We start from the raw sequence: 24,700 nt of genomic DNA on the forward strand, positions 1-24,700 counted from the left end.
AGTCCTCCAGCGCGCGACTCAGCATTCCAGCGCGCGACTCAGCCCTCCAGCGCGCGACTCAGCCCTCCAGCGCGCGACCCAGCCCTCCAACGCGCGACCCAGTCCTCCAACGCGCGACCCAGCATTCCAGCGCGCGACCCAGCATTCCAGCGCGCGACTCAGTCCTCCAACGCGCGACCCAGCATTCCAGCGCGCGACCCAGCATTCCAACGCGCGACCCGGCATTCCAACGCGCGATACAGCCCTCCAACGCGCGATACAGCTTACCAAAGCGCGACTCATGCCCTCTCAAAGGCGGACTTACACTTTTCTTCTTTCATCCCACCACCGGCGACTCAAGACAGGAGTGACATAGTGCATATCTGAAATCCTCCACCTTATATTATTCCTTCTAAGTATGGGGGAAACTAGAGTAATTCAGTGGTGAGCCGTTTATTTACACCAGGTAGGGGAATGGTTTATCACGAAAGAAAAAGAAGGTGAAGTAGGTATGCTATTTTCTGGAACGAAAATTTCGGATTTATCCGTCACATCTGTATTACTTATTCTGGTTGGATTCCTTTCACTTGGAATCAGCATTTATTATTTTATTGATTTGACCCACAGCATTTTACAGAAAGAAAAATTCGCCATTGATCAGCAGGCTTTCGATCTAGTGCGGGCAACTTCCTTTGGAGGAGCAGAGCCGCTGGCAAAAGCTATCTCTAAGGCAGGGTCCGTAATCTTTATGGTCATTGTTTCACTTATACTGGCTGTCTATTTGCTGTTCTTTTCGCCATTTAGTCGATGGGTCGGTGTTTATTTCATTTTGGCTATGGGTGGCGTCAGTGGTCTTACGGCAGGATTAAAGTCATTCTCCAGTCGCGCCAGACCTGAGTTCAAGGGAGATTATCACGGCGCGACATCCAGTTTTCCGAGTGGTCACGCATCAGGCGCGCTCGTTTTTTATGGTTTCATCATCTACCTTTTCGCAATCAGTAAACTTGAACCAAGGTGGAAATGGGGGATCAATATTGTTTTGTCCCTCATCGCAATGCTTATCGGTATCAGTCGTGTTTATTTAGGGGTGCATTTCTTTACAGACGTCGTTGCAGGGTATTTGTTTGGGATAGCCTGGCTTCTCATTTGTCTTACTTCCCTTGAAGTGACGCTATGGCATCAACGGAGGAGACAAAGGTTGTCATAATCCCGTCTTTTTTTTCATGCTCACCCTTTTTATGAATAGATATAAAAGAGCGAGCAAAAAGGGGGCGATCACATGGCTGTTATTAAAGCTCCAAGCAAACATATTGACATGTTGGCACGATTGCTGCGAGCGGAGGCTGTCGGTGAAGGGAAGCAGGGGATGTTACATGTAGGGGCTGTGACCGTGAATCGCGCAAGAGCGAATTGTTCAGATTTTAAAGGGGTGAGTACATTGCCAGAGGTGATCAATCAACCGAAAGCATTTGAAGCCTTGCAACATGGCATGTACTACCAAAGAGCACGGGAAAGTGAAAAACGTTTGGCACGGAGAAACGTGAAGGGATATAGGACCTGGCCGGCGAAGTACAGTTTATGGTACTTCAGACCGGACGGAGACTGCCCACCCACGTGGTACGGTCAGAGTCAGGTTGGAAGATATAAATCTCACTGTTTTTATGAGCCTGTGGCGGGCGAATGTGATGAAATTTATAATACCTTTTAATCATGAATAAGGCTGACAGGCGGAAGAGGAGCCTGTCAGCTTTTTTGATTAAAACCATTTGTGTTTTCTTGATAAGGGAACAAAATGCTTCGTAAAAGAAAAGCGGCGGGAGTGGAAGGTGGCGATTTCAAGACCGATTCGATACGCTTCCTGGTCGATGCGCTGTTGCTCTTTCTTGAATTGTTCAAGGCTTGTCGTGTTCAGGAGAAGTTCGGTGTTGTACCATACATTCGTCCTGCAGTGGCTAAGGAAAAACGAGGAAAGTTTTTCGTCGTGCCGTCGCAGCAGTCGGTCCATCCATTTAATGAAGCGGGCATAATGAGCGGAAAGTTCATCCTGGACGATGTCTACAAGCTCAGCGAGAACATCATTGATTCGTTCGTGATCTTTCCGGCGGTGCAGCATAAGACGGGAGTCCGGCCATATTTTTTCTTTTGAAATGATGTGGTGAAGGGCTAAGGGAAGGTCGTAGTTGATGTGGGCATTGATGCCGAGAAGGGCATCCTGCAAAACAAACGTTTGTTTTTGTTCGGCCATACGAAAGGCAAGTGTCCAGCATCTCGAATTTTCTTTTTCTGATTGGAGATTGTCCATGGCTTGGAAATAACGGTCAGCAAAGTGGATCAGCAAGCGTTCCATCCAAATAGGATCGGTAAAGAAGTCAGCAGCCAGCCTTTTTTGCATTTCTTTCGTCATTAAAAGATAAACCCGTTGAAAGACGCTGTTGAAATCCTTGTGTTCTTCCAATGTTTTCAAACGTTCTTCCATTTGAAGGATGACAAGGTCCAGGGTTTGCGACTCTTCTACAGAGCTTTGTACCGTTCTCAAAGGCCCCCCCTCCCAAGTAGTCATTTATATCTATTATAGCACCTTATTCTCGGAAGTGAGTACGTATGATTCTTACATTCTTCTGAATAAAACCAAACACAAAGGGTATGAACATATATAGATGTTGATGAACTGGAGGGTCAAAAATGGATAAGATGAATCGAGGGGTCATTACAGCCCTATCGGCAATTGGAATTGCACAAGCCTTAAAAATTATTACTCATAAAAAGGTGTCTGGAGAATGGGATGTGAAGCAGGTAGCGACAACAGGTGGAATGCCGAGCTCCCACTCGGCTGGAGTTTCGGCGCTTGCGACTTATATCGCTGCCAACAAGGGATCACGTCATACGGAAACAGCTCTCGCAGCGATCTTCGGTGTGATCGTTATGTATGATGCACAAGGAATCAGGCGTCATACAGGTGAAATCGCGCAATTGGTCAATGATCTCGAAGATAACTTTGCCGCGATTTCCGGTGATTTTCCGAGCTCTGAATTTGTTGAGCGTGATAAAGAATTGAAGGAGCTTCTCGGTCATCAGCCGATTGAAGTGCTTGGCGGGGCTATTCTTGGAGCAGCTCTCGGATATTTTTCTGCAAAGCTCGAAGGATAAAGCAAGCCAAAAGAGCGAAAAGTAAGACCAGGAGGTGATTCGAATGAACATATCGAACAATCCTGGAAAAGATGTGTTTGCAAGCTCTGGCACGAATGTGAGTGAAGTGAAACGGAGAAATGGACAATCAGGTCTTTCCTACAATCAGGTGAAAGAAATGCTTGCACGTAAACAAAACCAAAAGTGATGATAAATAAAGGCCTGCCCGTTGATGGGCAGGCCTTTTCCTTGGGTCTAGGAAGTGATAGCATTTTGAGCTGTAACTGTGGACATATTGCCCTGTGGAGCGACATCCAGCTCCAACGTCCTAAGCATTTGTTCTTATTGTTCTTCGTTCACATCAACAGCTGCCGTATTGTTGTTCATATACGCTGCGGATAAATGATCGTCTTCTTTGTTGCGTCCCTCGAGAGCTGCCTGCAGCTTCTGATTAGCAGATCCGCGGTCTCTGCCTTTAGGGTTGTTTTTCTTCCTGCTTTCACTATTTTTACTCATAATCATCATCCTCCTTATGGTTCCTTCTTAATTTCTCCAACAATCCTCTCCTTATGTCTTACTTTTTACCTTTATGCATGAATGAATTAGACCAGTTTGAAAAGACTAAGGAAAAAGCACGGATATTGCAGTGAATGACTGAATGCAATCCAAATTGGAGGAGTTCAAAATGCCGGAAAGCCCTCGTTTATCCTCATCTGAAATCGGAATTTTATGGATGACTTATCAGCAGAAGACAATGATTCTTACGATGCTTGAATATTTCATTGAAAAAGCGGACGATCCTGAAGCGAAACAAATTATGACGAATTTAAGATCAACTATGCAGCCGTATGTAGGAAAAATCGAATCCATGTATCGGGCGGAAGATTTGCCTGTTCCCATCGGTTTTACAAAAGAAGATGTGAATAAAGGTGTCCCGAAGCTTTTCGATAATGGTTTTGACATTATGTTCTTGCGTTTGGTGGAAGAAATTACCATGGGGATGCACACACTGAATTTATCCATGTCTTATCGTCCGGATGTCACGTTGTTGTATCAGGAGCTGACCCAGATTACTCAAAAATGCTATGACGATTGTACGCAATTTTTATTGACCAAAGGTTATCTTCCAAAATCTCCTTATGTAGCCGTGCAAAAGCAGGTGGAGCATGCGAAAGGGACAAATTATATAAGCATGTTCAATCCTATAAAAGGAAAACGGGCGCTGAACACAGTCGAAATCGCCCATATCCACCATTCGATCGAATCCAATGTAACGGGGATGCAGATGATTTTTGGATTTGCCCAAAGCGCCACTCACCAAGAGATAAGCAATTATTTTCACAAAGGTGGGGAGTTAGCTAAGGGTGTGGTCAAGGAAATGAGTGAAGTGTTTTTACAAAATGACCTTCCAGTTCCCTCAACAGCAGGAGGGAATTTTACGACTTCCAAAATACCTCCGTTTTCAGATAAGCTCATGATGTATTGTGTCAGCTTGTTTTGTAGTTTTTCACTGGGCGGGAACTCTCTAGGGACAGCTTTCAGTTTACGGAATGACCTACCTGTGAAATTGACCGTTTTTATGAAGGATGTTTTTGAGTATGCCCATGAGGGAGCTAAGATCATGATTAAGCATGGGTGGATGGAGGAGCCGCCACAAACCATTAAACATTAGAGAAATGAAACCTGACATTTGTTTGTCGGGTTTTTTTTATGTCTGGGTAATTAGAAATAATGAATTGTCATACCTTTTTTTATGTCAAGATTTCGATGTTGACAACCCTCCCTTTATCCTTTAACATCATAAAAGCAATAAAACATATAAAATTACTTGGTTTTAAGGAGGTTCCGGAGATGAAAAATTACTTTTTGCTTTTATTTATAGGTTTTTTAGTGGTGGTTCTCGCTGCTTGCGGGAGCAGTGAAGAAAATGATCAGACTTCTTCAGATGAAGGGAATGAGTCTGGCGAGTCTGAGCAGACCTTGCTTGAACAAATTCAAGAAAGTGGAGAATTGGTGATCGGTACAGAAGGAACGTATCGTCCGTACACTTTCCACGATGAAAATGATAAATTGACTGGTTTTGACGTAGAGATTGCACGGGAAGTGGCCGATCGTCTTGGAGTCAAGCCTGTGTTTAATGAAACGAAGTGGGATTCCATGTTCGCTGGTCTCAATGCGGAACGTTTTGATATGGTTGCCAACCAGGTTGGAATTACAGAAGAACGCCAGGAAGAATACTCTTTTTCTAATCCTTACATCCAGTCTTCAGCGGTCATTGTCACCCACAAAGATAACGAATCCATTGGAAGCTTTGAAGATTTGGAAGGTGTGAATGCTGCCCAATCGATGACAAGTAATTACGCGGACATTGCCCGTGAAAATGGAGCAGAAATTACTAGTGTTGAGGGATTCAATGAATCAATGCAGCTGCTTGCCACCAAACGTGTGGAGGCGACTGTCAACGACCGTTTGTCTGTACTTGACTATTTGAACAACCGTGAGGAGGCACCAGTCAAGATCGCTGCACGTCAGGATGATGCTTCTCAAAGTGGACTGCTTTTCCGTCAAGGTAATGAAGATCTTGTGAAAGCAGTCAATGAAGCGCTTCAAGAAATGAAGGACGATGGCACATACCTTGAAATTTCCGAGAAGTGGTTTGGTGAAGATGTATCTAAGTAATATCTTTACAGACCCTGAAATGGAAAAGTATATCGATATTATTGTGAGCTCTTTTCTCCCTTTGGTGAAAGGGGCTTTCTACTATACAATTCCGCTGACGCTGATTACCTTTGCCATCGGTTTGGTTTTAGCTGTGATTACAGCTCTTATGAGGCTTTCCAACATGAAAGTCCTTCAATGGATAGCACGCGTTTATGTGTCGATCATTCGCGGTACACCTTTGCTTGTGCAATTGTTTATCATCTTTTTCGGGCTCCCGTCTGTTGGAGTGACGATCAACCCGTTGTATTCTGCCATCATCGGTTTTTCGTTGAATATGGGAGCTTACAATTCTGAGATTATTCGTGCGGCCATTTTGTCGATACCTAAAGGACAGTGGGAAGCCTCTCACTCGATCGGTATGACGAACTTGCAGGCGTTACGCCGTGTCGTTCTGCCTCAAGCGACGAGAGTATCGATTCCGCCATTATCGAATTCCTTCATCGGCTTGATTAAAGATACATCGTTGGCATCGACGATTACGTACACGGAAATGTTCCGTAAAGCACAGGAAATCGCGGCTACGAACTATCATTTTCTGCTTGTCTATACGGAAGCCGCGGTGATTTACTGGATCATTTGTATCGGTCTTTCCTTCGTACAGGATCGTGTAGAGAACAGGCTGGATCAATATGTCGCAAAATAGGAGGCTGCTGCTATGATTACTGTCAAAGACCTCAATAAATACTTTGGAGATTTGCACGTACTGAAAAACATTCATATGGATGTCGCGCGCGGGGAAGTGGTCGTTGTGATCGGCCCCTCGGGTTCTGGGAAAACAACGCTGCTCCGCACATTAAACATTCTGGAAACGCCGGAAGAAGGGGAAATTACCATTGGTAAGCAATCGATGGATTTTTCCAAACCACTGAAGAAAAAGCAGGTCGTCGAATTCAGAAAACAAACCGGAATGGTCTTTCAGAGCCATAACCTTTTTCCACATTTCACCGCACTGGAAAATGTGATGGAAGGTCCTGTGACCGTCCAAAAGATATCCAAAGTGAAAGCATGTGAACGAGCGAAGGATATCTTGACGAAGGTCGGCCTTGGTGAGAAGCTTGACGCTTATCCTCATCAACTCTCAGGAGGACAGCAACAGCGCGTCGGCATTGCCCGTGCTCTCGCGACAGGAGTGGAAGTCATTTTGTTCGATGAACCCACTTCAGCTCTTGACCCTGAGCTCGTCGGTGATGTCCTTGATGTCATGAAAGAACTTGCGGAAGAAGGGATGACGATGGTCGTTGTTACCCATGAAATGAGCTTTGCGGAAGAAGTGGCCGACCGGGTCATTTTCATGGATCAGGGAAAAGTTGTCGAAGAGGGGACTCCTGAACAGATTTTCCAACATACGAAAGAACCGCGTACCCAGCAGTTTTTGAATCGGATACGAAAGTAAAGTCAGGCGATTCTGCCTGGCTTTTTTTTTGAGGAATTTTCATGTATCTTGATAGGACGTTAATTTTCAGCGTTAGGTCGCTATTCCCTTGAGTTAGGGCGGTATTACCCAGCGTTAGGTCGTTGCGCGATATAGATTTGTTTGAATATTCTTTACTTCCTAGTCATAAACTCATAAACTGTGAGTGAGCAAGTATTTTCCATTACATACGTTGGAGGAAATGCTATGAAGACAATAGAGCGTGTGAGCATTGTAGAGTATGAAGAAAAGTATGCAGCAGGGGTAGCGAAAATGTGGAATGAGAGCCGTGATAACTGGGGCGGTGATGCGGTTGTCACGACGGCAGAGGACGTCGTGGAAAAGGAAGCGGAATCTACGAATCTTCATTTGTTTCTTGCTGTAGTTGACGAGGAAGTTGTCGGTTATTGTGGACTTTCGGAGTATAAGGAAGATACAGGAGCTCTTTATATTCCGCTTTTGAATGTGCATCCAGGATATCAGGGGTTGAAGATCGGAAAAAAATTGCTGCTTCAAGCCATAGATCAAACGGTCGAATATGGTTGGCCGCGTCTTGATCTTTTTACATGGCCGGGAAATACGAAGGCGGTGCCGCTTTATAAAAAGTGCGGCTTTTTCTGGGAGGATCGGGATGATGCGACTCATCTGATGAACTTCATGCCACAGGTGCTTCAAATTGAAGCGTTGAGACCTTTTTTTGATAAGCATGATTGGTACTCGACAAGTGTGAGGCCGATTGAAATCAAGCCTGATGGAAGGAAAGAAAAAGGTTTCACTTTTTATGAATATCGCTGGGAAGCAGGAGACGAGTTTGTGCGGGTTCAGTTCGAACGTACTGGGCGTGGCATCTCTTTCATTGAAACGAATGACTGGCGGGTAGAGATGGAAGTGCCTGATTTTAAACTTTTGGAAAACAAAGATTACCCTGTAATCTATCGGGTAGAGAATTTTACGAGCGAGGGTCTCAAAGTATCATTGTCTGGAAATTCCTCATCACTTGTAAACGAAGATTTGAATGAAGAGACAATGGTAGAGTCCGAATGGAGTACTTCATCCAGCGTCCAAGTTCAAGTACCGGACCAAGAGCCAAGCCCATGGAAAACCCACCCTGTCATCGGAGCGGATATCACGATCAATGGCAAACGCCTTCCATTGAGAACGGGTGTTTTTCCTCTCCAAGCAGGGAAGGTGGATGTCCGTACGGTTCAAAAATATTGGCGCCCGCGGCAAAAGGGCACGCTTTATTTGGATGTGGAAAGCCGTATGGAAGAAAAAACAGTATGGACGATCAAGTGCCCTCACCAAAAAGTAGTCGAGTGGTGTGAATCATCGGTGGAGGTCGAGGTGGAAGGCAAAGGGCGCGCCACCATTCCGGTTTCTGTTGAATTGTTGATGAATGGATTTTTGAATGAGGAAGTGGAAGTCGATGGACGTACAGAGGATGGCCGTGCTTTTTCCTTCCGTACAAAGATCGCGCTTGCTTTTCCGGGATTCGGTGGGAAATTTGGTGGAGATACCGATACGGAATGGTATGGCTACAATGGTCCTTATTATGTGCGTATCGAGAAAAGAAATCATATGGTGTCTGTAGGGTCGGTCAGATCGAAAGAAGAGCCTCTTCTTCTTATGACTCCAAAGCTTGGCCATCCGTTCAGGGAGGAATTTTCGAAAAAGATGGCGACGTCGGTCGAGTATATTGAGCTGGCGGAAGCTTTTGTAGTGAAAACCTCCCTTGAGTCTGAGGCCTTCCCGGGGATTGTGTTGAACAGTTATTACAAAATCTATGGCGACGGGCTTGTTGAGATCCATCAGGAGCTAATCAATAACGGGGGTAATGATTACAAAAATCTTCATTTGCTGCAGCCAGTTTTTCCAAAATATAAAGCACTCGCTCTCCCTGAAAAAGACGGCGTGGTGATTGGTACGGAAGCGTTGATCCCTTACACGGAATACTTGCGTGATAAAGATCTTTCAGAACGATGGCTTTATACGACAAACCGTGCTGGCGATACGTTCGGGATCGCGTGGCCGAAAGAAGCAACGGGGAGGAAAGATGACTGGCGCTTCGCTTTTGAGTACCCCCTCGACCAGCTTCCTTCAGGACAAAAGATCTGTCGCGGACCGATCCAGATTGGTGTGAATGTTACCACTCATTGGTCCGACTGGCGTGAAATGGTCTTAGGGGAGGTGGATCCACTTCCGGATAAGCCTGTGTTTGAGATGGTACCGAAAGAAGGGTTTGTCTCAAAAACAGGGGATGAAGTGACGCATTCGTTCCGGTCTTTACTGACTCCGCATGTGTATGGAACGTTGACGATCGAAAATGACGCAAATTCGTATAGGAAAGAAGTGAAGCGTGAGGATGGTGTGACCGCCATTGATGTGCCGATCGTCCACGAGCGTCCTGGTTTCACTACTTTAACTGGCACCTTCCGTTCTGAAGGGAGAAACGCTGATTTCATGACTTGTCAGCTCGTCCAGGGAGATCAAAAGGTGAATGTCAGCCAAGCAGAAGATCGCTGGACGGTCGATAACGGTGTATTGACGTTTACAGCCTCGCCTTCTTATTTTCCTGGGATCTACTCCCTCTGTCATCAAGGGCGCGAGTTCCTTCATCACCAGTATCCAGAAGCAGGTCCGAGAAGCTGGTGGAACCCATGGGGTGGAGGACTGCGCTATGTCATGGATGGTGTGAGTCCTTTTTCGATGATGAAAGAAGAAACGAAAGTGGAATCCGTGTCGAAGGAAGATCAGAACGGCAATCATTGGACGGGAATTTGTATGGCTACAACCTTCCATGAACATGAAAAGATGAAAGGTGTAACCTTGAAACAATATGCCCTGACATTACCTGAAGTGCCGGTCGTAGCCGTTTATGCAGCAATCGAGCAGGGAGCTCCTCGTACTTTTGCTGCTGAGAAAATAGCGCTGGAAGCCTTTTTGAAACCGGATGAAAACTTATCCTCATGCTATGCTCGAATCCCGACGGAAGGGGTTTTCCATACGTATTACGCTGGGGTGGAGGAGTATGAGCTCGAATCCGGCCCATCTGTTGTCATCGGTTCGGATGGAAAAAAGGATCACCTGATGATGATCCACTCCCAAACCCGGAAGCAGGCGGAAATGTATATGAACCAGGACGTTTTCCTCGTGGAATCTGTTCACGAGTGGTCCGCTTCATCACAAAAGGTAGCTGCTGTTCGGCCAACATTTTTTGTTATAGGTGAACATGAGGAACCATGGAAGCAGCACCCGTTCCACCGGATTTCTTTCAAGGGGATATAAGATGAAAATCATTGATGCCCATATCCATTTTTCCAGCATCCAAAGTTTTAAAGACACGGGAAAGGACTTATCCCGTGTCGTTTATACAAAAGAAGGACTTCGCAAAGAGATGAAAGATGGTGATATTGCTTTTGCCATTGGGATGGGCGTGACTGAAGGGAAGGAAGGCTTTCCGGACCGCCAAGTGCAGACCCCCATGGGGCTTGATTTGGCTGAGACTTTGCCACCTGGATTGGGGGTGTGTCCGGGGATTAATCCTTTCTGCTTGGATCAGGACGCACTGGACCGATTAGAAACGGAGCTTCAAGAACCCGAGACCGTTGGTATTAAAATTTATCTCGGCTACTATCCGTTTTACGCCTATGATGACATCTATCAGCCTGTGTATGACCTTGCGGCTGCGTACGAGGTGCCTGTTGTTTTTCATACAGGAGATACGTATTCAGAACGAGGATTATTAAAGTATTCTCATCCGCTAACATTAGATGAAGTTGCAGTAGCGAGGAGGGACGTCAACTTTGTCATGGCTCATCTTGGGGATCCTTGGGTACTGACAGGAGCGGAAGTCGTTTATAAAAACCGGAACATGTTTGCCGATTTATCCGGCTGGCTCGTTGGAACGAAAAAAGAACTGGATGCCAGGCTTGTAGATAATCATTTCGACCATGTCCGCCATGCGTTGACCTATTGTGATCACTACGAGAAGTTGCTTTTCGGTTCTGATTGGCCGCTCGTTCCGATCAAGGATTACGCAGAATTTATCGGTGCTTTTATCCCATCGAAGCATGTGGAAGATGTGTTTTATGAGAATGGCTGCCGTGTTTTTCCTAGAATTGAAAAGCTAATGTGAGAAAGCCCGCCCCGGATCGAGGGGCGGGCTTTCCAGTTATCCATGCCTAAGTGAAAGAAAACGGGGGAACACTTATGATATGGTAGAGGCAACGACTGAAGCGATAAAGGAGATTTTTATGAATTTACAAAAAGGATGGAATCTGAAGCAGAGTTATACAAAGCTCCCGGATTCTTTTTATACAAAAACGAGCCCTTCTGAAGTCGAGAAGCCTGAACTCGTTCTCTATAATGAGGCGCTCGCAGAAAAGCTGGGCTTAAATACAGAACCGGATCCCGCTGTTTTTGGAGGTAATGCAGTACCGGAAGGAGCGGAACCGATCGCGCAAGCTTATGCCGGCCACCAGTTTGGTCAATTTACGATGCTGGGCGACGGAAGAGCGGTATTGCTTGGCGAACAGGTGACGCCTGAGGATGATCGCTTCGATATCCAGTTGAAAGGATCTGGACGTACGCCTTTTTCCCGTGGGGGTGACGGACGGGCGACGCTCGGTCCAATGCTACGGGAATACATCATTAGTGAAGCGATGCATGGATTAGGGATCCCGACAAACCGTAGTCTCGCTATTGTGACGACAGGGGAGTATGTGCAGAGGGAAGATCTTCTTCCTGGTGCTGTACTGACCCGAGTCGCATCCAGTCATTTACGTATCGGGACATTCCAATATGCGGCCGGTCTCCAGGACCACGACCAGCTGAAGGCCCTAGCCGATTATGCAATCAAGCACCATGACCCTGAAATTCTTGATTCAGAGCAGCCTTACTTGTCCTTTTTCGAAAAAGTGATTGAAAGGCAGGCGTCCCTGATTGCACAGTGGCAGCTCATCGGGTTTATTCACGGCGTGATGAATACAGATAATATGACCATCAGTGGAGAAACGATCGACTACGGTCCGTGTGCGTTTATGGACACCTATAATCCAAAAACTGTTTTCAGTTCGATTGATCGCCAGGGCCGCTACGCCTATATGAACCAACCCCCGATTGGAGCCTGGAATCTGGCTCGTTTTGCAGAAACTCTTATACCGCTATTCCATGAAAATCAGGAGAAGGCTGTGGAAATGGCCCAGGAAGCGCATGCCAAGTATGAAAAGTACTATCACACTTATTGGCTCAACGGGATGCGGGCAAAATTGGGAATGGTGACAGAGGAAGCTCAGGACCAACCTTTAATTGAAGATTTATTGGAGATTATGGAGAAGAATGAAGCGGATTATACCAACACCTTCCGTGCACTAACTCTCGGCCGGCCAAATGAAACAGTCCTCTATGGAAAGCCGGCGTTTACCAACTGGTACAAGCAGTGGCAGGCGCGTTTGGAGCGTCAGGAGAGCAGTGAAGCGGATGTCCACGAATTAATGAAAAAATCCAATCCTTCCATTATTCCGCGTAACCACCGGGTGGAAGAAGCACTTGAAGCCGCGGTGGAAGAGGGAGATTTCAGTGTTGTGAAACAACTGCTTTCTGTTTTGGCGGATCCTTACGCTTACTCTGAAGAGCAGGAAGCCTATGCAGAATTACCTGAACCATCTGACCAACCTTACCGGACATTCTGCGGGACTTGAGCGAATTGCGTCATAGCTGAAAAGGTAAAAAGCGCCCTAACTCAAGTGGAAAGCTCCTTAACCCAAGTTAAAAGTGCCTTAACGCGAAATCAAAGTGCCTTAACTCGACCGAATGACAAAATAACTCGAATGTTTAACAATGACCGAACAACAAAACGGCCAGGGTTCAGCCCTGGCCCATTATATCTCATCCAACTTTTTTAGTTCTTCAAACAGATCATCATAGTAGTTTCGTTCAAAGACGAGGACGGTTTCGACCTTATGATCCATGAAGAACAAACTTATCCCGTGCTCAAGGGAAATAAAAGTTTCCTCAAAGTCGACAAAATCCGGATCAAGCTTCTTAAAGAGTTTCTTCGCTTTCCTCTCCCTCATATTTAGGAATGAAGTCCCTTTGCAGGTGACCTCGGCGGGAGCTGTAAATTTATATGCGTTGTTTGTTTCTTCATCTTCTTTGTAATAGGCGAATATCCCAGACTTCACGAAGTGGTCGGAAGTTGGTTCATCTTCATCACGAACGAACTCGATAGGTGGTTCATTCATGACTTCTCTAACTTCTTCTTTCCTCATGTTGATCCTTAGTGGTCCTGCAGACGTATAGGGGGTGATTTCCATAACTGTGACTTCCTTTCGTTTATTCTCTAAAAGTTTAGCATAGCTCCAGCAGTTATGTTCTGGTAATCTATGGTCAGAGCTTTTGACAGAGGACTTTGGTCTGATTATAATAGTATGTATAGCAACTATTTAGGGAGATTGCATATGAATTTAAGTTTTCAAGATTATATTAGCATCAAGCTTCACCAAACGGATTTAAAGTTGACGAGCTATGTGAAAGCACAGCTGCAGCCTTACAACCTTGCCCCCGAGCAGAACTTGATTATGATGTTGCTTTGGGAAAAGGACGGCATGACGCAAAATCAGCTTGCTCATCATTTGAAAAAAGATAAGACGAACATTGCCCGGATGGCTTCGAACCTTGAGAAAAAAGGGTTCATCAAGCGGAACTTTTGTACAGAAGACAGACGTTCTTTGGAACTTTATTTGACGGAAGAAGGACGGGAGTTGAAAGAACAAGTCGTACCTGTCGCAGAAGCCTTCAATGACGCTGTGACGGAAGGGATTTCAAAAGAAGAACTGCAAGAATTGGATCGGCTCCTTACGAAAATGCAAAACAATATTGAAGGGTGAGGAGCCCTATTTTTAATCAGATAGTAGATGTAGCAACTAATTGAAAGGATGGTTGACGTGGCAAACTTTCAAAGAGAAGTGAAAGATCACTGGTATGTGGAATATCAAGAGATGGGATTTCCTGCGATTCAAAAAGGATGGGTCTTGCCCGCGGATAGGTGGCGCGATTTCGATCCATTCATCCTGATGGCCGAGGATTGGTTCAAAAAAGGAACATTTCCGGATCACCCGCACCGTGGATTCCAGACCGTCACGTATGTCGTCGATGGACGTTTGGAACACATTGATAATGCAGGCGGCCGCGATATTCTTGAGCCTGGTGACGTGCAGTACATGAATGCAGGCTGGGCGGCAAGGCATGCGGAAGACGGAGTGGAAGATGATGTCGCGCATACCCTCCAGCTATGGTTGAACCTTCCTAAAGACAAGAAGAACTCCGAGACCATTTACCAAAATGTATATGGAGAAGAAGCTCCTGTCGTTCCTTTTGACGGGGGAGAGGTGAAAGTGTTTTCTGGGAATGTGGCCGGAGTGGAAGGACCACTGAACTCCATTGTTCCCATTACGCTCAGCGAAATCACCCTATCAGAAGGCGCATCATTCACCCTTGATTTACCTGAAAACCACAATGCATTCCTATACGTCCTCGCAGGTGATGTTGTAGCAGGTGAAAATAATGTGAATTTGAAAAAGCATGGGGTCGGTACACTTTCTTTTAATGAAAAAGGGGAAGGAACCAGCGAGTTAAAGCTTGTCTCCAAGAAGCGCCGAACGAAGGTGCTTGTCTATTCTGGGGCACCGATTAGGGAAGAAATTGTCCCGCACGGACCATTCGTCATGAATTCAATGGAAGAAATCAAACAGGCATATGACGACTTCCGCAAAGGAAAATTCGGCCCTCCTGCTGTATGATAAAAAGACTCCTGTTTATTCAGGAGTCTTTATTTTTTTGGTGTACTGTTTATTTTCATACATTCGCTTGTCAGCCAGATTGAGATACATATCTAAATTTAAACCTTCAATAAAAGAGTCAGCTGGAAGTTGGATCAAGCCATAGGAAATGGATGCGCCTTTTTCGATCTGCTTAATCGTTTCATTAAGGTTCTGGGCTAATTTTTCTGCGGTATCTTCACTGCACCCAGACAGGACAAGGACAAATTCATCCCCTCCGAATCGGAAAGCGCCGTCAAAACCTTCGTGGATGTTAGAAAGACATCTGGCGAATCTTTTCAACACACGATCACCTTCTTGATGACCTCGACGATCATTGATCTCTTTAAAGTTATTAAAGTCAACAAGGACCAGAGTGATAGGAAAGCCTTCTTTCTGAGCCCTTACCAGTTCTTCTTTTACATACGGGTAAAAATACCTACGGTTATACAATGATGTTAGTGGATCTCTTATGCTTTGATGCTTCAGCTTTTTGTTTTGCTCATTTATGTACCCTTTAAAAAACGAATTCTGCCTCTTATTCGTAATGTCAAAAAAGCGCTCAATAATTGGCGAGGAATCGATAATCGTTTCCACATCTTTGATCGCTTTTAGGACTCTTTGTATGCTGCACATTCGAGTACTATGAGTCAGGTGGAGCATCAGATCAATCGTGAAGTAGTTGCGTTTAGCAAAAGCAATCCCTACGTCGACCCCTTCTTCATAGTCTTTCTCTATATACCTTTCATACTCTTTTTCTGGTAGGAAGAGGGCGTCGCAGGACCTGTGCAGTGTTTGGGATAAGTGGCTGGAATAGTCAGGATAGTGTTCTACATAACTTCTGAATTCTTTTATATGACTCATATCCAGCAAATGATCTTCGATAACCTTTGGGATAATCGTGTGTAAAGCTTGAGCGTATGTATGGTTTAACTTCGTCCATGGGATAGAGCCTTCCATTTTCATCACCTGCCTAAAAGGTTTTGTGATTCTTATGTCCTCGGACTTAAGGACAGGTTCTATATAATAGAATAGATGAAATATTTGGTAAATGCTAGACTTGATGTACAGAATTGTTTATGAAGGAGGAAATGGAATGGATTTTAAAAAAGTAGAAGATTTCACAGCATTTACAGACTTATCGCGACGCTGTTACCCAGGGATGAAATTAAATACTCGAGAAGAGCAGGAAAGGTACACGGAACACAGGCGAAAAATGGCTCAGAAGGATGACATTCACACGATCGGTCTTTATGAAAAAGAACAGCTTGTTGGTGGATATATCGCTTATGACCACGTTATGAATGTATATGGGCAGCAAGTGAAAGCTGGTGGAATTGGGACCGTAGCGGTCGATCTTCCATACAAAAAACAAGGGCATGCGAAGCGGATCATTCAGCAATTCCTAGCAGAAGCTAGAGATAAAGGACAAATCATCGCCCACTTGTACCCGTTCCAGCCTTCGTTTTATAAGCGAATGGGATTTGGATTAGGACCGCGGTTGTCGACCTACCATTTTCATCCCTCGCAGCTTCCAACTTACTATGAAGGTGAGAAGGTCGAAGTGTTGAATGCCGATGATCAAGATGAAGTGAAAGCCTGTTATGACACATGGGCAGAAGACAATCATGGGGCCACGGCTATTCCTACGTACGGCTTCGCTTTCCTCGAAAAAGAAGAGCTTCACACATTCGGGGTGAGGGAAGAGGGCAAGCTGACAGGGTACGTGACGCTTGAATTCAAAGAGGGCGGCCACTTTTTACAAAACGATTTGCATGTGAAAAGTTTCTTCCACACGTCTACAAAAGCCTATCGCTCGCTTATTCGATATCTACATAATCAAAAAGATCAGGTGCGCTCCATCTATTTCCCGACGTTTGACCAGGAATTTGCTTATTCACTGAATGACCCCGTCCATGTTGATGAACAACTCATCTTTTCGATTTATCATAAAGTCAGTGAAGAAGGCCGGGGATTGATGTATCGCATATTGGATATTCCTGCATTTCTTGAAAAAATAGGAGAGGTCTGCTTCGGAACGGATACGGTTAGGGTTGGCTGGAAAGTGAAAGACTCTTTTTTGAATGAAACGCACGAATCGGTCTGGCAGTTTACGAATGGAAAGCCGCAGCCAACAGGTGAAGAGGCCGAAGTGACCATTGAAATTGATATCGCCAATTTCTCTTCTCTGATGATGGGCTGTGTATCACTTTCGAGTTTGTTGAGAAGTGGTGCAGCTGTCAGCGAGGGACGTGCCGTGGACCTTTTTCAACATCCGGAACAGCCGAAATGCTGGACATTTTTCTAACAGAAACCATACCTATATAACATGTAGATCAAGGTGTGGGGAGATGGAACGATGAGAAAGAAAAATGTATTCGTAGCCGTGAAGCATTTTGAAAGGGGCCCTTTTGCAAAAGTTCTTGAGGCTTTTCGGGTACGGTATGAAAGAATAGGGGAGACGGCAGGAACCATTTACACCGCTCCGCTTTCACATGAAGAGCTCGTTGCTCTTGCTGACTTTATGGATACGAGTGTGTACGCTTTGGAGTTACAAAGAAAACTTTCTTTAAAGAATTTTGAAGAGAAATTGCAGGTTAAATATCCCGGAGTGAAGCTTGAGCAGCTGCTGCGCGTGTATTTTGGGAAAAAAACCGTTCTGCTATTGGATGAAAAATAATTTTGTGCGATGGTTGACGCGGCTTGGATATGGGTATATAATAAAGTTAATTATTCTTGTTCGGTTAGGAATGAAAGCTAAAGGAACGTGAAAGTGACTTTCGTCTTGAATGAATAGGCAGAGCAATTATAGTAATACAATGTGGATCGTCATCCACGCAGGAGGTAACAACATGTTACAAGGTACAGTTAAATGGTTCAACGCAGAAAAAGGTTTCGGATTTATTGAAGTAGAAGGTCAAGACGACGTATTCGTACACTTCTCTGCTATTCAAGGCGAAGGATTCAAAACTCTAGAAGAGAACGAACAAGTTTCTTTCGAAATCGTTGAAGGCGACCGTGGCCCACAAGCGGCTAACGTTCAAAAATAAGTAAGACAAAAAGACTTCCGACTCGTTCGGAAGTCTTTTTTTATATTAGTGAAATACGGATATATTTCGGGAAGTCACTGATAAAAGTGTAAAAGTCACTGATAAATATGCTAAACCCACTGATAAATCTAGAAAAGTGACCGATAAAAGGTTAAAAGCGACTGAAAAAACAGAGGCTGCTAATATATTACCTGAAGTTGCTAATAAAAGAGCACAGGCTACTAATAAACCTTTCCCCGCCATACCTCAATGAACAAAACAAAGCCAGACTCTCGTAAAGAGTCTGGCTTCTTTCTAATTTTACACCCACGTATAATCTTTCCCCCAGCTTTCCTGAGCAAGCTGACGGATGCCATCGACGATGGAATTTTCCACTGCGTAAGCATCCCCCTGCTCGTAAGGGTTGTAGTGAAAAGCGTATAACCTTGAAACAAATTCATGGAATGGTAAGGAGCTTTCGCCTTCCATTTCGCCATTTCCGATGACGCTTGGTTCAATATTCTGTCCCCAGTTTTGAGAGCCGTCATTGTTCGGGTTATAAAAGTAAATTCTCTCCTCGCCACTCGGGTCTTTCGCGATTCTCGTAATCGAAACGGCGTGGAGACCGAGCAGTTTGCCGTGCACGTTCGTAATAAAAATGCCGACAGGGTTTGGATAGATCAATTCATAATCATCATTGTATTCCGTATGATGTGTGGCGTAGAAAAGTTTGACGAATCCAGGATAATCCAGCACGTATCCGGTGATCGGATCGAACACGGAGCTGAATCCTTTCTGCACCCAGTTCCCATAAAAAGCCGGGTTGACCCAGCGGTGTCCGTCTTCTCCTCGTAAAGCAACACGTGTCATCATTTCACTGTAGATCTTGTCCAGGTGTGGCACGAGGACTAGGGATACAGGATCGAGCTCTTTATCAAGGTCCGGAGCAAGTCCGCCTGTTAGCTCTTTGGAATGAATCGGTGTTCCTTCGAATGTGAAGTCCAAATCGCCATCACGCGCAGCTCGTGGAATGATTTCCAGCAAGAAGCCTGGGGCGTGCTGGGCCCATAAGCTGATGCCACGGGCTGCTTGACAGGTCGGGTTGAACCCTTGACCAACGCCGAGCGGCTGACCGAGCACTTGAATCGTGCCCGCGACGAGGATGCTGTTTGCTGTGACCCCTTCGCCTGTATTCGTTGTCGAATACAGAGCATTACGTACATCCGGACGGATATCAAGCTCCACCAGACGCCTTAATCCTGGCGCAACAGGGGAGTGGGACAGCACCCCGCGCTCAAGTAACATCGACAGGCCGTAAATCGCCTGGCGTGTCGCCGGGAAGATCGAAGCCCGGATCAGCTGGATGACAAGTTCACGATTCTCCTCGAGGTTTGCGCTGCCTTTGCTGTTTAAGTTCAACGCATAAGCGAGAAGCGCAGGGTTTCTTTTACTCAAAAATCGAATCAATGTAGCATGATGTGGAGCGACAAGTCCCGTTTCACGCATGGATTGAGCGAGTGCGACACTTTCAGAAATAAGGTCTGTACGTGTGAGTGTTTTCAATTGTGAACGGTACGCATGGACGTCATTGAACTGAGCACTCAGTTTAGAAGGTCCTTCAATGGCTGCGATAAATTGTTTCAGTTCTGTCTTCCCTTGCTCATCCGAATCTTGATCCAGCATTTCCTTCGCCATTTTGATCATGGATACAATTCGCTTCACCATGATCGGGCGTTGGGCTGTGAGACGTTTGATTTCATTAATGAGCGTTTGGATCAGAGCGCTTGAGGAAAGATGAGTAGATAGGAATTGAAACAGTCTTCCTGCTTTTTCATCATTCTCATGCTTTTCGATCCTGGAACTTTCACTGGCATCCGGGAACAGCAGATTCAGGTTCAGGACCATCACTTCATTCAAAAACTCTTCAGCCATTTTAGGCGAAACATTAGGGTTTGTTGCTTGTCCTTTAGCTAAGGCGAGCATACGCAGTTCGCTGAGGACTTCGATGATCATAGGCAGCCCCTTCGCTTTCAAAGAACCTGCTACAAGGGGAGGCTGGAGTTTTTCCGCTGCTTCCCATGGCCCATCTTGAAATACACCCGCTTCTTCTAATCGGCCAGCATGTTGATATAAATTTTCAAAGCCATCCTCTGCTTCAATGAGGCGATTCGCCTCCTGATAGACATCGGTCTGGTACTTTGATTTGGCGAAGGATGGAGCTTTATTTAATTCGTCTAAAGCATAGATGAAACGTTCGACAAGGGCACTCGTCGTTTGAGGCATAAAACCTCTCCTTTCTCTATCGCTTGCGCTTATACGTAGAAATTGTATTGCTCGTATGTCTTCAGCAAATCGGTCATTTCTTCACTGTCACGGCCATAGAAAAAGATCGTTCCATAATGGTTTCCGAAGCCGACGCGTTCGGCTACTTTTCCTTGAGGAGGGGTAAACATATCGTGCTTCTCAAAGTACGGGTGGTCTTCAAGCTCTTCAGGAATCTTCAAATCTTCCACATAATCCACGTTCGGGTGAACCATTAGGCACCCGGCGTAGTTTTGATAATCATAAGGATCAGGGAAAAATTCGCGGATTTCTTCTTCTGTTGTATTCGGATCACTGCAAAGGATTTGGGCTTCATAGGCGCTGAATCCATAAGCGCGCTCAATCAACTCGAAAATATGACCTCCAGGTACGCGGGCAGCCACTTCTCCAAAGTGAAGCGTTCCATCCTGGGTGATAAAGTATTCGGGGTGGATGACGCCGTACTCGATTTCGAAAGCGTCGACCAGTTGTTGAACCGCACGTTCAATCAGTGGGCGCTTTTCCTCTAAGCTTGGGGAAGCCGGAACGAAGTTGGAATAGCCAAGCTTCACATATTCCGTAATATTGAGGAAGCGCACTTTACCTTTATGGATGAACGCTTCACACGAGAATTCCTGTCCGTCAAGGTGACTTTCCATCAATAGTGGGAAATCCGTATCCTGAATTCGTTCAATATCTTCATTGTTATAGATCGCCAAATGACCGACAGAGCCTGCCTTATCCAAGGGTTTGACGTGAATCGGATCGAGGTGGTCTCCTTCTAGTTTCAACAAAGCTTGGTTGACGCGTTTCAAGAAACGCTGGACGTCATCCTTCTCGTGGGCCTCTTCAAAAACGCCGACTTTGATGCCGGAAATTTGAGCTTTCCGCTTCATCATCCCTTTGTCGCGAAGCAATAAAGAACGGTTGAATACGCGAGGATCTTCACGGAAACGAGCGTTTAGAGCACCAGCCCATTCCACACATTCTTCATATAAAGGAACAGCAAGTTCGACACCCATGTCCTTCAACTGCTTATACAGGTGATCAGAGCTTTCATTGAGCTTATTAAAGTCCCATCCTACAAACGGAATCTCGTGCTTTGCTGCATACGTTTCAAAATCTGCAGGTCCGACAACGACGAATGGACGGTTCATGCGAGCTGCAGCCTCTATAGCCTGCACACTCCAGCCGACTAAAGCCGTATAATACGGTTTTGTTTTAACCGTCTCATCTACAGTCGCATTCAATTCAAGTTGATCTAGATCCATTTCGAACCTCTCCTTTGTCAGTGAAAATATAAGTATAGGAAACTTTGACACTGTTACTCTTAAAGTATCAGAGTAGGCCAAAAACTGTAAGCTTTATTCGCGCATTCGACAAAACTAGTGTTTCTTCTACAATGAACATAACCGGAGGATGCCGAGGGTTACCTTCCAGAGCGTCGATTTCCCAGGAAATAAAACGAATCATAGATTAAATGAGTTTAGAATAAGTGATTTTCGTCAAAAGTATAGTACTGAAAAAAGGAAGGTGCCTATGACAAAACAAAAGACCTATCAGGACCGTTTGAAAAACCTGGACCCTCGCAAAGCGGTGGAACGGGGACGTGCTTATTTTTCAGAGAAAGAGTATGGAGAAAAGCTTCGTACGTACAGCAGTCGAATCGGGACGAAAATCGTCTATTATAGTTTGCTGTTGTATTATGCCTTCAAAAGCCCTGATACTCCGAAGAAGGCAAAATTGACGATTGCGGGGGCATTAGGGTATTTGATTCTCCCCGTGGATGTGATCCCGGACTTCATTCCGGTCGTTGGTTTTACGGATGATAGTGCGGTCATCATTTATGCTGTCTATCAAGTGATTTCCCATATTGATGAACATGTGAAAGAACAGGCGAAAGCAAGACTCCTCAAACTTTTTGATGGTCAAGTGGATCTCGAAGAGTTAGAAGACCCTGTGGAAAAAGAAAAGTAAGCAAGGAGACCTTTTCCAGGTTTCCTTGCTTTTTTCATGTTCCACAATCATGTATAATAAGCGTGTTTTGTAAAAGGGAGAAGATACAATGACAGCAACATTCCAACACTTGAAAACGGATGGAGCCTTTTTCAAGTATTTAAATAAAAAGAATCAATATAAACAGCCTGTTCGAGAGTGTATGCTGCGGACGATGGCGAAACTTCAAGATACAGACACGACCGAGCACCGCCCGGGGATGCTGCTTGGCAAAATTCAATCGGGAAAGACGCGCACATTCATCGGGGTGATGGGTCTCGCCTATGATCATGGTTTTGATATGGTGATCCTTTTGACGAAAGGGACGAATGCGCTCGTCAAACAGACGTATGCCCGCCTTCACGAAGAGTTCGAAGGGGCAATCGAACAGGATGCCCTGCAGGTTTTTGATATTATGAACATGCCTGATAATCTCCGAAAGTATGAATTATCTCAAAAACTGGCACTGATCGTGAAAAAGGAGACGCACAATCTCGACCGTCTTCAACAAGCGGTGATGGAAAAATATCCATCCCTTCAAACTAAACGTGTGCTTTTCATTGATGATGAAGCCGACTTCGCAAGTGTCGCATATGAATACAAGCGGGAACAAAACGTCAAACAGATGCGGGTGATTGCATCAAAAATCAATAACCTTAGAAAAACGCTCGACCGCCCAGCCTTTTTACAAGTAACCGCGACCCCTTATTCCCTCTATTTACAGCCGGAAGAAATGAAGGTCCATGAAGGGAAAGTGTTCGAACCGATCCGCCCGGCGTTCACAGAGCTTGTGCCTGTTCACGACCGTTATATCGGTGGCGATGTCTATTTTGACAAAAGTGAGAAGGATGGTCACCTTGCTTCTTACCTTTATCATGAAGTGGAGGAAAAAGAGCTTGAGGTTATGAAGAAGATGGATGGCCGCCGTGTGAAAATGGACCGGTTGTTGAGTCAGAAAAATATTACGAACATCCGGAAGGCGGTTGTGAACTTTATAGTAGGCTCGAGCATCCGTCGTTTTCAGCAACGGATGAAAGGGCGGAGGGAACAAAAGTATTCCTTTATCATCCACACCGAACGTGGGAAAAATGCGCATGCCTGGCAGGCGGAATTAATCCAGGGGTTTGAAACGTTACTTATTGAGGCTGCCCGTTCGGATTCGGAGGAGTTCCATAAACTGGTGCGTGACTCTTATGATGACCTTATCCGTTCGGTGAAGACATTGAAAAAGACCCCGGCTCCTTCTTTTGAAGATGTGTATGAAGAAGTCCGTCATTCTTTGGATGAAGAATATATCGTCAGTAGTGTCGTCAATTCGGAAAAAGACGTCACCGAGCTGCTTGATCATAAGGGGGAGTTGAAGCTTCGAGCTCCAATGAACATTTTTATTGGCGGGCAAATCCTTGACCGGGGAGTAACGATTCACAATCTGATCGGCTTTTTCTATGGAAGGAACCCGAAATCCTTTCAGCAGGATACGGTTTTACAACACTCCCGTATGTATGGAGCAAGACCCGCTGCTGATCTTGCCGTGACCCGTTTTTACACGACACAAAAGATCTACAGCGTCATGAAACGGATCCATGAGTTCGACAGAGAACTGAGGAACGCCTTCGAACGCGGCGGGCACTATAAAGGCGTTGTTTTTATTCAAAGAGCTCTCAATGATACGATTATGCCTTGTAACCCTAACAAAATTCTCTTATCAAGCCTTACGATGATTAAACCACACAAGCGGATGCTGCCTGTCGGTTTCCAAACAGGGTATAAAACGCATATCGAAAAGACGATACGCAAGATCGATCAGCTTGTCAAAAAAGCTATAAACAGTGCTCTTGCCACCAAAGAGGGTGCCTATCTTATTCCAGTAACGAGTGCTAAGGAAATACTCCGTCTCGTCCATGAGACGCTTGAAATGGAAACAGGCCGTGATTTTCATCTCGATGAATATGAAGGAATCCTTGATTACTTGAGTTCTGAGGCACAGGAAGATGCTTTTGTCTGGCTGCTTACAAAAACGAACAGGCAGATCAGTCGCTTCAAACAGGATGGAAAGTTCGAAAACTCTCCTGATACCCCAGGTAAAGGAACTGGGGAACTGACAGTGGCAAGGAAAGTTGCTCAACAATACCCGGCATTAATCATGCTTCGTCAGGAAGGAAAAAAAGAACATGGTTGGCGCGGGGCGCCATTTTGGTGGCCTGTCCTCGTTGCGCAGGCAGAGACAACTCCCACGGTGTACGCAAATAAGACCATTCAAGAATAGGAAAGAAGCCTGACCAATGGGCCGATTGGTCAGGCTTTTTTTCTATTGGATTCAT

At 45.3% G+C, this 24,700-nt stretch carries 24 protein-coding genes; 18 read left to right on the forward strand and 6 right to left on the reverse strand.

Translation table 11 applies throughout. The features are described from left to right. Window positions 1-490 precede the first annotated feature (490 nt). Window positions 491-1,186, forward strand: a complete 696-nt coding sequence (locus tag ACJA3J_RS03735) for a phosphatase PAP2 family protein (protein ID WP_089651456.1) — start codon at window positions 491-493, stop codon at window positions 1,184-1,186. Window positions 1,187-1,258: 72 nt separating this feature from the next. Then, window positions 1,259-1,687, forward strand: a complete 429-nt coding sequence (locus ACJA3J_RS03740; protein ID WP_089651455.1) for a cell wall hydrolase — start codon at window positions 1,259-1,261, stop codon at window positions 1,685-1,687. A gap of 48 nt (window positions 1,688-1,735) precedes the next feature. Here the strand turns inward: ACJA3J_RS03740 and ACJA3J_RS03745 are convergent, their stop codons facing one another. Beyond that, window positions 1,736-2,515, reverse strand: coding sequence for a DUF5995 family protein (locus tag ACJA3J_RS03745; protein ID WP_406945568.1), 780 nt, complete (start codon window positions 2,513-2,515; stop codon window positions 1,736-1,738). 146 nt (window positions 2,516-2,661) lie between these two features. Here ACJA3J_RS03745 and ACJA3J_RS03750 point away from each other — a divergent pair, with 146 nt between their 5' ends. Beyond that, window positions 2,662-3,126 carry a divergent PAP2 family protein gene (locus ACJA3J_RS03750; protein ID WP_089651453.1) on the forward strand — a complete coding sequence of 155 codons (465 nt, stop codon included), beginning with the start codon at window positions 2,662-2,664 and terminating at the stop codon, window positions 3,124-3,126. Window positions 3,127-3,169: 43 nt separating this feature from the next. Next, window positions 3,170-3,313 (forward strand): hypothetical protein, encoded by a 144-nt coding sequence (locus tag ACJA3J_RS03755; RefSeq protein ID WP_167356013.1) that lies wholly within the window; start codon window positions 3,170-3,172, stop codon window positions 3,311-3,313. 134 nt (window positions 3,314-3,447) lie between these two features. Here the strand turns inward: ACJA3J_RS03755 and ACJA3J_RS03760 are convergent, their stop codons facing one another. Next, entirely contained in the window at window positions 3,448-3,621 is a 174-nt protein-coding gene (locus tag ACJA3J_RS03760; protein WP_160916167.1) for a hypothetical protein, read from the reverse strand. 169 nt (window positions 3,622-3,790) lie between these two features. On the opposite strand from ACJA3J_RS03760, the gene ACJA3J_RS03765 reads away from it, so the two are divergent. From ACJA3J_RS03765 to ACJA3J_RS03795, 7 genes are all read left to right on the forward strand, one after another. Then, window positions 3,791-4,777, forward strand: a complete 987-nt coding sequence (locus ACJA3J_RS03765; protein ID WP_406945569.1) for a DUF3231 family protein — start codon at window positions 3,791-3,793, stop codon at window positions 4,775-4,777. Window positions 4,778-4,956: 179 nt separating this feature from the next. Then, window positions 4,957-5,784, forward strand: coding sequence for an amino acid ABC transporter substrate-binding protein (locus tag ACJA3J_RS03770; protein ID WP_406945570.1), 828 nt, complete (start codon window positions 4,957-4,959; stop codon window positions 5,782-5,784). After that, window positions 5,771-6,469, forward strand: coding sequence for an amino acid ABC transporter permease (locus ACJA3J_RS03775; protein WP_089651450.1), 699 nt, complete (start codon window positions 5,771-5,773; stop codon window positions 6,467-6,469). The genes ACJA3J_RS03770 and ACJA3J_RS03775 overlap by 14 nt, the downstream gene beginning before the upstream one ends. A 12-nt stretch (window positions 6,470-6,481) precedes the next feature. Next, the gene (locus ACJA3J_RS03780) at window positions 6,482-7,219 is read left to right on the forward strand and encodes an amino acid ABC transporter ATP-binding protein (protein ID WP_406945571.1); all 738 of its coding nucleotides are present in this window, start codon (window positions 6,482-6,484) and stop codon (window positions 7,217-7,219) included. A gap of 225 nt (window positions 7,220-7,444) precedes the next feature. Next, window positions 7,445-10,522, forward strand: coding sequence for a GNAT family N-acetyltransferase (locus ACJA3J_RS03785; RefSeq protein WP_406945572.1), 3,078 nt, complete (start codon window positions 7,445-7,447; stop codon window positions 10,520-10,522). 1 nt (window position 10,523) lies between these two features. Next, window positions 10,524-11,372: an amidohydrolase family protein gene (locus ACJA3J_RS03790; protein WP_406945573.1), complete on the forward strand. Its 849-nt coding sequence runs from the start codon at window positions 10,524-10,526 to the stop codon at window positions 11,370-11,372. Between the two features lie 118 nt (window positions 11,373-11,490). Next, window positions 11,491-12,936, forward strand: a complete 1,446-nt coding sequence (locus ACJA3J_RS03795; RefSeq protein ID WP_406945574.1) for a protein adenylyltransferase SelO — start codon at window positions 11,491-11,493, stop codon at window positions 12,934-12,936. 180 nt (window positions 12,937-13,116) lie between these two features. Here the strand turns inward: ACJA3J_RS03795 and ACJA3J_RS03800 are convergent, their stop codons facing one another. Continuing rightward, window positions 13,117-13,551, reverse strand: coding sequence for a hypothetical protein (locus ACJA3J_RS03800; protein ID WP_406945575.1), 435 nt, complete (start codon window positions 13,549-13,551; stop codon window positions 13,117-13,119). A 144-nt stretch (window positions 13,552-13,695) separates the two neighbouring features. On the opposite strand from ACJA3J_RS03800, the gene ACJA3J_RS03805 reads away from it, so the two are divergent. Further along, entirely contained in the window at window positions 13,696-14,124 is a 429-nt protein-coding gene (locus tag ACJA3J_RS03805) for a MarR family winged helix-turn-helix transcriptional regulator (protein ID WP_089651445.1), read from the forward strand. A 48-nt stretch (window positions 14,125-14,172) separates the two neighbouring features. After that, the gene (locus ACJA3J_RS03810; protein WP_406945576.1) at window positions 14,173-15,036 is read left to right on the forward strand and encodes a pirin family protein; all 864 of its coding nucleotides are present in this window, start codon (window positions 14,173-14,175) and stop codon (window positions 15,034-15,036) included. Window positions 15,037-15,051: 15 nt separating this feature from the next. Here the strand turns inward: ACJA3J_RS03810 and ACJA3J_RS03815 are convergent, their stop codons facing one another. Continuing rightward, entirely contained in the window at window positions 15,052-16,014 is a 963-nt protein-coding gene (locus ACJA3J_RS03815) for a GGDEF domain-containing protein (RefSeq protein ID WP_406945577.1), read from the reverse strand. A gap of 136 nt (window positions 16,015-16,150) precedes the next feature. On the opposite strand from ACJA3J_RS03815, the gene eis reads away from it, so the two are divergent. From eis to ACJA3J_RS03830, 3 genes are all read left to right on the forward strand, one after another. Next, window positions 16,151-17,362 (forward strand): enhanced intracellular survival protein Eis, encoded by a 1,212-nt coding sequence (gene eis / locus ACJA3J_RS03820; RefSeq protein WP_406945578.1) that lies wholly within the window; start codon window positions 16,151-16,153, stop codon window positions 17,360-17,362. A gap of 51 nt (window positions 17,363-17,413) precedes the next feature. Next, window positions 17,414-17,734 (forward strand): hypothetical protein, encoded by a 321-nt coding sequence (locus tag ACJA3J_RS03825; RefSeq protein ID WP_406945579.1) that lies wholly within the window; start codon window positions 17,414-17,416, stop codon window positions 17,732-17,734. Between the two features lie 172 nt (window positions 17,735-17,906). Beyond that, entirely contained in the window at window positions 17,907-18,104 is a 198-nt protein-coding gene (locus ACJA3J_RS03830; protein ID WP_089651440.1) for a cold-shock protein, read from the forward strand. Between the two features lie 300 nt (window positions 18,105-18,404). On the opposite strand, the gene ACJA3J_RS03835 is transcribed toward ACJA3J_RS03830, so the two are convergent. Together ACJA3J_RS03835 and ACJA3J_RS03840 are read right to left on the reverse strand one after the other, a co-directional pair. Continuing rightward, window positions 18,405-20,366 (reverse strand): hypothetical protein, encoded by a 1,962-nt coding sequence (locus tag ACJA3J_RS03835; RefSeq protein ID WP_406945580.1) that lies wholly within the window; start codon window positions 20,364-20,366, stop codon window positions 18,405-18,407. 29 nt (window positions 20,367-20,395) lie between these two features. Next, window positions 20,396-21,655: an acetyl-CoA carboxylase biotin carboxylase subunit family protein gene (locus tag ACJA3J_RS03840; protein ID WP_406945581.1), complete on the reverse strand. Its 1,260-nt coding sequence runs from the start codon at window positions 21,653-21,655 to the stop codon at window positions 20,396-20,398. A 268-nt stretch (window positions 21,656-21,923) separates the two neighbouring features. Between ACJA3J_RS03840 and ACJA3J_RS03845 the strand changes: the two genes are divergently transcribed. Further along, window positions 21,924-22,361, forward strand: a complete 438-nt coding sequence (locus ACJA3J_RS03845) for a YkvA family protein (protein ID WP_406945582.1) — start codon at window positions 21,924-21,926, stop codon at window positions 22,359-22,361. Window positions 22,362-22,449: 88 nt separating this feature from the next. Then, entirely contained in the window at window positions 22,450-24,645 is a 2,196-nt protein-coding gene (locus ACJA3J_RS03850) for a Z1 domain-containing protein (RefSeq protein WP_406945583.1), read from the forward strand. Window positions 24,646-24,700: the final 55 nt, after the last annotated feature.

It is taken from the genome of Halobacillus sp. SY10, assembly GCF_045401165.1.
In the GTDB taxonomy this organism is placed as follows: Bacteria; Bacillota; Bacilli; order Bacillales; family Halobacillaceae; genus Halobacillus; species Halobacillus aidingensis.